The sequence below is a fragment of the Bradyrhizobium sp. UFLA06-24 genome (genome assembly GCF_054967145.1).
Genome location: NZ_JADFUE010000030.1, coordinates 73337 through 82096, shown reverse-complemented (window position 1 = coordinate 82096; position 8760 = coordinate 73337). Strand labels below are relative to the sequence as shown.

Here is an 8760-nt window from a genome sequence, read left to right as displayed (position 1 = left end):
TTCCAGAAGATGACTCTTCTAACGGTGCTCTCATGACTCCGCACAAACAATCCAAAGGGCCTCGGCGCCACGCTTACGCTCAATAATTCATAGACGTCTGTGCGAAGATGCCCTCGGCACGCTTGTCGCCGGCGAGCCTGAACCGGTATTGCAACGTCAGCTCCCAGTATGAGGGAGGTGCGATATATTTCGTCTCGCCAAACCAGTAGCGGATCGAGCCACCAAGACCGGCCGAGTAAGCGTCGTGAACGGCGAACGAATCGTCATAGCTGGCCGCAATGACGGCGTGCGGGAAGAACACCAGGCCTCGGCTGATCGGATCGAGCCGGAAGCTCTGACCAAAGCGCCCTTCGAACAGGCCAACCAGCTGTGTCTTTTCGAAGAAGCGGTCGACCTCGGTGTAAATGTACCAGGTCGGCCAGTGGGTATCGATCGCGCGCAAGTCGGTCCCGACCGTGTAGGAATAGGCAGCTCTAAGTAGCGTGTCGTCACGAGCCGCATTGCCGAGCCGGAACAGTTTGTCGACCTCAACGACCAGGTTGTGATCGGAAAATGGCTTCCACCTTGCGCCCACCATGCCCTGGGTCGTGCGCAGTCCGGTGGGACCGCCCGCTTGGTCGTATAGCGTCTCAAACGCCCGACCGAAAACCTCGAACAGCGCGCCGTTGCGGTTTCCGAACTCCTCAGGCCGGTAATAGATTTCGGATCCCAACTGCGAGGTGTAGGTGCTGGCCGGCGAGTTGATCGTCAAGAACGGATTGGGAGCTGATCCGACCTTGCCGTAGGAAATCGAGCTGTTGACACCCCAGACGCGAGTGAGATCGGCGACGGTTCGCCGCGTCTCAAACAGCTTCTGGTCGTCGATATTGATGCGTCCGTCCGCCTTCGCATCGATTCCCTCGTTCAGATAGGCAATGGCTTTCGGATTCTGAAATTGCCGCATGGCCGTGTAACCGGCATCGATGGTTGCGCGGGGAGGAAGCGCACCGTTGGCTTTAGCCCGATCGAACAGCTCCAGCGCCACCTGATCGTTGCCGACGGCGACGCCGAGATAGGCCAGGTCTGCGTCCCTGATCGACCGGAGCTGGCCGCGCGCAATTGCCGCGTCGAATATCACCCGTGCTTCGGGCTTTCGATCCAGCTCCAGCAGCGTATTGATCTGCGCTTGGATGGCCCCATCCCGTTGAACGTTGCTCACCGACAGGCGCTCGGCGGACCTGAAGTCGCGCAAGGCTTCTTCCTTCCGTCCCAGGGCCTGATAGGCGTAGGCGCGCCGGATGGTGAATTCGTAATCGAGGCCGCCGCGCGGCATGGAGCGCAGCGCCCGCTTCGGATCCTTGGTTTTCAGCGCGGTATCGACCAGCGCCAGGCGGATATTCCGCACTTGCTCGGCCGGGAGCCCCCGCGCAAGTGCGGTCTCCCAATCGGCCATCGCGCCTCGGTCATTGCCAAGGCGGCTGCGCGCAAACCCCCGCTGAGCGTAAATTTCGGCGTTGGCCACGCCGTCCGCGATCGCACGATTGGCTGTGGTTTCAGCTTCGGCCGGCCGCCCGGCCGTGAGCTGCAGATTGATCAGCAGCAGACGGCTGCTGGCGATCTCGGGAGCATCCGCGATGGCTTTCTTGGCTTCCTCGATAGCCACGCCATAGTTCTTGGCACGGCTGGCTTCGTAGGCCTTTCCAGCCGCTTCGATAACCTCGGCCTTTTTGTCAATGGGGATGGCAATGCTTTGAACGAGCGGCGCCTGCAGACTGCACACCGAGCCATATGGCGTATCGCGGCAATCCTGCACGGGCATCGGCATGAGCTTGCCGTCGCCCTTTAGCCTCGCCTTGCCTTCGGCTGCGGCATCCGCGTTCCCGATCCGTATGACAACCGACGGGTCCGTCTTGGGATATGGTTGAAGCAGGCTCTGAGCCGCTTGGACCTCACCTGACGCTAAGGCTGCGTCGGCCGCAATCAGTCTGATCTGTTTTCTCTCGGAGTCAGTGAGGTCGGGCAGGGCGAGTGCCGCCTTGAAGTCGGCGGCCGCCAGCGTCCGGTTGCCGAGCTTCTGGTAAATATACGCCCGCCAGACCAATGGCACGTAGTTGCCGAGATCGAGCTTTATCGCCTCCGATGCGGTCTCGGCGGCGCCCGCCAGACTGTTGTCGGCGAGTTGGGCTGCGAGCAAGAGCAGGCGGTAGGACATCACGTCCGGTCCGTACTCCACGGCCTTGCGAGCAGCGCGTATGGCTGCCTTGGTGTCACCCCGTTCGAGTGCCTTATAGCCATCGCCAGCCGGCTGTTGCGCCAGGCGCTGGCGAATGCTGGCCTGTCGCGACTCCAGTTCCTGGTTCGCGGAAAAGGTCGCAAGCGCCGCCGAGGTCGCCTGTTCCGCCGAGGCGAGATTTCCCGCAGCGATGAGCGAGTCGATTAGCAGCAATCGCAGGCGGAGGATATCAGGCCGCAGCGCAACGGACGTAGCCGCCTGGCTTGCAGCTGCTTGATAATTGCCTTGTCCGAACGACTTATATGCCTCCTCCGCGGAGGTGTAGGCTTCGCCCTCGAGCGGGCGATCCGGATCGCCGGCTTGGGCGCCGGCTGGGCTGACCAAGACAAGCGAAAGCAAAAGGCCGCCGACGGCGGCCCGCAACCTAGGTCCTCCCGGACGTTCAGCGCCCCAAATAAACATGGCCCCCAACAGGCGGAAAATTCACGTCGGAAAGATTAGCTGAGAGGGCGATTTAACGGAACCTGAATTTGATCTGCGACTTGCGACAAAGCCTTCAAAAAACAAGATTTTTCGCTGTGTGTTGCGCAAATGCTTCGTCGATTTCTAAGTATTTTCAGAGGGCAAACCGCGCATCAGGGAAAATTAAGCTTTTCACTAATTTTTCAAAGCTTCTCCAATCTTTGCGAGCCATGCGGCCTGGCTGGAAATACTGGGCGCTGCCCATTCGCCAACGGCGTCGGGCCCATTTTGGATTTGCGCCTCGTTGAACTGCCAAACCAGATATCTGACCGAGGCCGAGGTGAATTCGCTCGATTGCAGATATTGCAACAGTGTAGCCCAAGGCCCGACATCGCCGGGATTCCATTTCAAGGCAACCGGCCGGTCGACCCTGTTCGACAGGCGCTGCGGAAACCCGAAATAGGGCTGCACGAAGCTGTTGCCGACGACGGCGACAGGAGAGGGGTCTGCGTCGAGGAGGCCGGCAGCTGGCTTCATGGAAGCACGGATAACGTAGGCTTCCGGTCCGATGGCGCGCTTTCGCTCGGGGGGTAGGAAGTTCGCGGCAAGGTCGCCGAGGTGCCGATCACTCATCCATTCGCCGAGTTTTGCTCCGCTTCCGGCACGGCCAGGGAGCGGTCCCTGAGCTGTGATTACGTCCGCGACGAGATCCGCGGTCGCTTCGGCTGCGAATGTCGTCCAGTGAAAATCGGTCCGGTAAAAGACCTCCTTCTTGTCCGCCAAGACCATCTTGAAGGCATCCCGAAGGTCTGGCGTGTCGATCCCGGCGCCGCGAAGCTCGATGAGTTCCCGGTCATAGCGCCCCCGAACGAGGTCGGACATTGCTGATCCGTCGGGAAGCAGGCTTTCATAGTAGCGCGGTTTGAGAGGGACGATTGCCACGATCAGTTTGACATTCTTCTGAGCCAGCAGGCGTCCGGCATTTGATATGAGCTTGATGGAGGCTTGCTCGGCCTCAGGTTTTGCGACCGTGAGACTTTCCCAACCGGCAAAGAGCCAGTTGGATTTTCCCTCGAGAACTGCATCGTGGGCCATGGCAGATGGCGCAAAGGCAAAAAACGCGGCTGCGATTGCCGCCATCAAACGGATCACGTTCGGCCTCATGGGATCACCTTGTTTGGCGCATGAAGTTTTTTTCAGCTTCGCTCGGCGAGGTGACCAAGGATCGCATCGGCCACTCCCATATCACGGCCTTGACCCTCTCCAAGCTGCCGGCCCGCTTGTCCAGGGTCTCGAGCAGGGCGCCGGCGAAACCTCCGCCGGGCTGGCTGACCTGGGCTACCTCTCGAGACAGCGAGGCTTGGAGGTATTCTAGGAACCCTGAGTTCAACGAGAAGGAAGATCCGGCGAGAATAATCTCCGGTTCCGGTCCGTCGTCGAGTAGTCCGCCAGATCGAGAGACCTGCAGCTTCAGCTCCCGCTCCTGCTCGGGCACCGGCGCGAGCGACCGGGGCGCCTCGGTCAGTCCCGCCAGTCGTGCGAGGTCGCCTGAGCGCTGTCGGATGGACCCTTCGACCAGTCTGGCCGGATCCTGTCCAGGGCCGAGCGTGCTTGTGACCGCCTTTGCGATCTGTCTGGCGGCAAAATGGGCGCCGGTCTGATCCCAATGCGTGTCGGTCTTCCAGTAGCCCGGCTTCGGCCAGTCATTGCGAAGATCAACGACAACGGCCCCGTCGAGATGGTCGAGTTCGTTCCAAAATTGATCTCGTAACCACGATTGCACGGCAGTGACCCCACAGAGCTCGGCCTCGACTTGCTCGGCCTTGTCGGGCACGGGCACGATGATAAGACGCGAGCCAGCAAGCCTGATTGCTCGCGTCAACCGCCGGAGCAGTTCTGCACGCAGAGCCATGTTGTCGCGATCGTGGCGTTCAGCGCGCAGCTCTTCCATTGTGTAGAGCCAATCGCCGCAGCCAGCGCGGACTTGCGGCCCGGCGTCGCCCAGGACCCGATACTCCAGCCCCGTCACGATGCCCTCGAATGCGGAGCTCCGTGGCACTGCGTTGAAGATTGCCTTGTCGACGTGCTGCGCGAAATGGCCATTGGTGAGATCGCTCACGGTTGTCGTTCTCAACACATCTGCGAGTGAATCGCGACCTCTAGTCAGCACCGCGGCCAGACCTGAGAAGATCACCGCAAGGACGAGGAGAGCCCTGATCATGCCGCGCCTTCTAGAATTGGAAATACAGGAAGGGGATCACGGTGCGGCTTTGCATCGTCCACAACGCGCAGAGCCACAGCAGTAGAGCCAATTCGAATGGCGGACGCGCGACGTAGGCTCGCAAGGGATATCTTGGCAGTAGCGGCGCGTAGACCACGAGCAGCCCGATGCACAGCGTCAATAGTTCAGTTGGCCGCGCCGCAGCCTTCATCGGTGACGACAGAGACAGCCCATGAAATCCAAACAGGCCCGACATCATCGTTTGCGCAACCTGCCAGTCCTGGGCGCGAAACAGCAGCCACCCGATCATGACGAACATCATGGTCAGGATATGGGAGATGAGCGCCGGGATTGCTGGTGCACCGGCTGCATTCCAAAGCCGCGCCCCAATCAACCCCAGCCCATGCCAAAGGCCCCAGACGAGGAAAGTCCAGCTCGCGCCATGCCAGAGGCCGCCGAGGGCCATTGTCACCAGCAAATTGAAATAGGAGCGAACCTTGCCGGCACGATTTCCACCGAGGGGTATGTAGAGATAGTCACGAAGCCAACTCGACAGGCTGATGTGCCAACGGCGCCAGAATTCGGTGATCGATTTGCTCAAATAGGGATTGTCGAAATTTTCCGGAAATTTCAGACCGACCATCAGCCCCAGACCGATAGCCATGCTGCTATAAGCGGCAAAATCGAAGTAGAGGTGCAGCGTGTAGGCCGCGACTGTCAGGGCGACATCGGCTGCGCCAGGATTCGGCAGCGCGTAGCCAGCGTCAACGAGAGGTGCCAATGTATCGCCGAGCAACACCTTCAGAGCAAAGCCGAGCATGAAGCGGCGCCAGCCCTCAATGAACTCTGAAAGGTCGAAGGAGCGCGACGTCAGCCGTTCCGCCACCGACTGGTAGCGCACGACGGGACCTGCGACTAGGTGACCGAACACGGTCTGATAGGTGGCGTAATTGACGAGGTTCGGCTCTGCCGCGACGGTCTTTCGGAACACGTCCACCGAATAGGAAATTGCACCGAACACGAAGAATGAGAGGCCAATGGGCAAAGGCACCGCCGTCCAAGGTCCGATCGGTGCCCCGAGGGCCAACAAACTTTCCGCGAGCAGGTTGGCGTATTTGAACCAGATCAGGCTTGCGAGAGGCGCAACGATGGCCGCGAGCAGAGCAATCCGCCGCTCTCTTCCTGCACTTCGGACGATCCAGAGACCGGTCGCCCACGACCAGCAGGCGATGGCGATAAGGAGCGGAAGAAAATCGAATCGCCACCAGCCATAGAAGATCAGGCTGAATACGAGGATCGTGGCATTCCGATAACGGGCGGGGACGATCGCATAGCTCAGTAGAAAAAGAGGCAGGAAAAGAAAGACGAAGGAATCGCTGACGAAAACCATCGGCGTGCAGCCTATCGCTCTCGATAGGGCTCGGTCTCATCTAATTGACCGGTCAGGCGAAGCCGCTCGGCCTCTTTGCGAAGGAATAGGCTATAGTAGTCACCGGCGCGCAGTTGTGGAAGCGTCAAAGAGGCGCCGCTCTCGTTGCAGGAGCCTTCCAGCTTTGCTGTGACAGGATTGATCGTTCGAGACCGCACGGAGGCGAACGGAGCCTGCTCGAAAATAGTAGGGCCCTCCGCAATTCTCAGAGCGGCCGTGCATCCGGGCGCGAGGTTGAAGAAGCGCAGCTTGGCTTTCAGGCCATCGCTGGAGTTCTGACCCTCATCGATTGATTGGACGGTCCAGTCCGAGCTGGTCTTGGCTATCACCAGTGTGAGATAGGCGGCGGCGCCCGGCACGACATCATTCGAAATCGTGGAGCCGTTGACCGCAACGGTCACAGGCTGGTTTCCGGGAATGGCGCGGTAATAACTTACCCCTGTCTCTTCATTGAGCTGCATGTCCTGCGAATTGATCTGAACACGAGGGGGGGCTCCTTCGGTCAGCGTCGCTACTCTGATGAACGCATATCCCGGTGGTGGTCTCGTCGCGTAGAGGCGGCCGATCTCCTGTCCATGGCTTCGAGGCGCCATGAGCATGAAAAGAGACGTCAAGACCACGGCAAGGCTCAACAGCCGTAGACAAGAGCGGCCGCACGCGGAGGAAGGAAGGGCCATGTTGGAATTGGGCATGATTGAATCGCACACAGACATAGCATTCAACCCATTGAGCGGAAATCCGCGTAGGCATGGCCGCTCTTCGCATGGCAAACGGAATTGGTTAGCACGTTGCTTGCGGGGGATAGACCGTGGTTCATCCGGTCTTCTAGGCCAGCGAAGGCCAGGCTGTCGGGCCGCCGGTGGCCGATGTGGCAGATTTAACGGCAGCAACCCCGGTCCTTATGGCCTTGTCCTGCCGAGGAGACCCCATTAAGACTAGTAACCAACCTGAATTGGCCTGATCCCGGGGGCGCGACAATGTTGAAATTGGCTGGAGCTTTCGCCGGTCTTTCTATGATGCTGGCGAGCCAGGTGTCGGCCGCGTCGCTTCTGGCACAGACCACGGTCGCCCAGCCCAGCCTGGCGGTCGAGCGAGTCAAAGTCATCTGCAACGAGGCCGGACATTGCTACCGCCCTCCGCACCGCAGACCTGTCGCCCGCTAGGTCTATGGGGACGGCAACTTTACGGACCGTATAATGGCCCCGGCTGTGATGGTAATCCCAGATCGAAGTATAGGGTATTTCCCTACTTCTGGTGCCGGCTGGAATCTCCTGGGCACCTGGCGTGAGCCGCGCCGCCTGTTCTGGCGCTATTGACGACCAGCCTCTCGCGCTATTTATCTTCTCTTTAGCCGAAGCCCGCGCCCTCAACCGCTGACAGAGTAGACGAACTACATGAGCGATCGACCGACAGTCCTGGTCACCGGGGGCGCGGGCTATATCGGCTCGCACGCCTGCCGCGCCCTGACCGCTGCCGGCTATCGGCCCGTCGTTTACGACAATCTCTCGACAGGTCATCGCAACTTCGTCGCCGGTGAGCTGATCACGAACGATCTGCTCGACGGCGCAGCACTGGCGCGCGCCTTTGCCGACCACGAGATCACGGCGGTGATGCATTTCGCCGCGGCGAGCCTTGTCGGCGAATCCATGACCAATCCGCAAAAATATTACATCAACAACGTCCAGGGGACGTTGTCGCTGCTGCAGGCGATGCGCAATGCCGGCTGCCGACGCATCGTGTTCTCTTCCACCGGCGCCGTCTATGGCAACGCCGATTCGAAGAGACTGCCGGAAGATTTTCCCTGCGCGCCGATCAACCCCTATGGGGCTTCGAAGTGGATGATCGAGCGCATCCTTGCCGACTACCGCACCGCCTACGGCTTCGGTGCGTTCTGTCTGCGCTATTTCAATGCCAGCGGCGCCGATCCAGCCGGCGGCATCGGCGAATTGCGCGACAACGAGACTCATCTCATTCCGCGAGCCATGATGGCGTTGCAGGGCCATGCCGAATTCGCCGTGTTTGGCGACGACTACGATACGCCCGACGGCACCGCGATCCGCGATTACATCCATGTCACCGACCTCGCTTCTGCGCATGTCGCGGCGTTGAAGCTGCTCGAAACAGGACATGCCGGCGGCAGCGTCAATCTCGGGACCGGCTTGGGCTTCTCGGTGCGCGAGATCCTCAACGCCATCAGGCAGGAGACCGGGCGCGAGGTGCCGCACACGGTCAAGCCGCGCCGCCCGGGCGATCCCACCTATCTCGTTGCCGACCCCTCTGTCGCGCGGAAAGTTCTCAATTTCGTGCCGCGCCATTCCGACCTGCCGACGGTGATCCGGACCGCATGGGCCTGGCACCAGAAGGCTCATTCGCTCAAGGTCGTCTAGGCGAACTACGACGATCCGGCTCGCTGGGAGCCGCTTTCATTTGTGCGCC

6 protein-coding genes are annotated in these 8760 nt (G+C 60.3%); 1 reads left to right on the top strand and 5 read right to left on the bottom strand.

The genetic code is table 11. The features are described 5' to 3' along the window. Positions 1–79 precede the first annotated feature (79 nt). The 5 genes from IF809_RS23300 to IF809_RS23280 form a co-directional block, all read right to left on the bottom strand. Positions 80–2635, bottom strand: coding sequence for an NfrA family protein (locus IF809_RS23300; RefSeq protein WP_462838676.1), 2556 nt, complete (start codon positions 2633–2635; stop codon positions 80–82). Positions 2636–2869: 234 nt separating this feature from the next. Continuing rightward, positions 2870–3826: an alginate O-acetyltransferase AlgX-related protein gene (locus IF809_RS23295; protein ID WP_462838675.1), complete on the bottom strand. Its 957-nt coding sequence runs from the start codon at positions 3824–3826 to the stop codon at positions 2870–2872. 16 nt (positions 3827–3842) lie between these two features. Then, on the bottom strand, positions 3843–4793 hold the full coding sequence (locus tag IF809_RS23290) for an alginate O-acetyltransferase AlgX-related protein (protein WP_462838674.1): 951 nt from the start codon (positions 4791–4793) through the stop codon (positions 3843–3845). A gap of 112 nt (positions 4794–4905) precedes the next feature. Then, positions 4906–6285, bottom strand: a complete 1380-nt coding sequence (locus tag IF809_RS23285; protein ID WP_462838673.1) for an MBOAT family O-acyltransferase — start codon at positions 6283–6285, stop codon at positions 4906–4908. An 11-nt stretch (positions 6286–6296) separates the two neighbouring features. Next, the gene (locus IF809_RS23280; RefSeq protein WP_462838672.1) at positions 6297–7016 is read right to left on the bottom strand and encodes a hypothetical protein; all 720 of its coding nucleotides are present in this window, start codon (positions 7014–7016) and stop codon (positions 6297–6299) included. Between the two features lie 702 nt (positions 7017–7718). Here IF809_RS23280 and galE point away from each other — a divergent pair. Beyond that, on the top strand, positions 7719–8711 hold the full coding sequence (galE, locus tag IF809_RS23275) for a UDP-glucose 4-epimerase GalE (protein WP_462838671.1): 993 nt from the start codon (positions 7719–7721) through the stop codon (positions 8709–8711). The last annotated feature ends 49 nt before the right edge of the window (positions 8712–8760 follow it).

Excerpts from the sequence above, each read along its gene's own strand:
- IF809_RS23280 (WP_462838672.1), bottom strand. The coding sequence starts at position 7,016 with ATGCCCAATTCCAACATGGCCCTTCCTTCCTCCGCGTGCGGCCGCTCT.
- IF809_RS23285 (WP_462838673.1), bottom strand. The coding sequence starts at position 6,285 with ATGGTTTTCGTCAGCGATTCCTTCGTCTTTCTTTTCCTGCCTCTTTTT.
- galE (WP_462838671.1), top strand. The coding sequence starts at position 7,719 with ATGAGCGATCGACCGACAGTCCTGGTCACCGGGGGCGCGGGCTATATC.